Genomic DNA, 751 nt, shown 5'->3' on the forward strand with positions numbered 1-751 from the left:
GGTTCAGCAAACAGTCCAGCCATTCCCGCACTGGCGTTGAATATTCCTGAAGATGTTCAGCCAGGTACCGACATTTGCTACCTAGCGTTGTCACCAGAGCAAGAAGTGGCTCAAGCTGCAAAATACTTGTTTAGCGAAGGCTATAACTTCCCGCTGATCCTAGCGCCAAAAGGCAGCTACGGTGAGCGTGTTGTGCAAGCTTTCAATGAAGAATGGAGCAAGTACAGCTCAAACAAAGTCGCAACAAGCTACTTTGGTGATAAGCGCCAGCTACAAAAAGACATTAACGACGTCTTTGGATTACAAGAGAGCAAACAGCGTATCGCACAGATGCAATCGCTCATGCGCATTAAGTTGGAAACACAGCCACGCAGTCGTCGTGATGTGGACGCAGTTTACATTGTCGCTCGTAGCTCTGAACTAACACTTATCAAACCATTCATTGAGGTCGCAATTAACCCAGATGCGAAGCCACCAAAACTGTTCTCGAACTCTCGTAGCAACAGCGGTGGTGCGACGTACGAAGACCTAACAGGCATTATCTACAGTGACATTCCGCTGTTAGTAAATCCAGACCCAATAGTGACCGCTGAAATGAATGAGCTATGGGCAGATCAATCCAACATGGAAAAACGCTTAAAAGCTCTAGGGATGGATGCCTACAAACTGATCGGTGAATTGCCACAAATGAAAGTGGTACCAGGTTACTCAGTAAGCGGCCAAACTGGTACGTTAAGCATTGACAACAACT

General features: G+C 46.7%; 1 protein-coding gene. It reads left to right on the forward strand.

Annotated features, from left to right (window positions below; all coding sequences use genetic code 11):
- On the forward strand, positions 1 to 751 hold a 751-nt coding region (locus R7093_RS25250; RefSeq protein WP_318147023.1), incomplete at both ends, for a penicillin-binding protein activator.

Source organism: Vibrio sp. 1580, assembly GCF_033340055.1.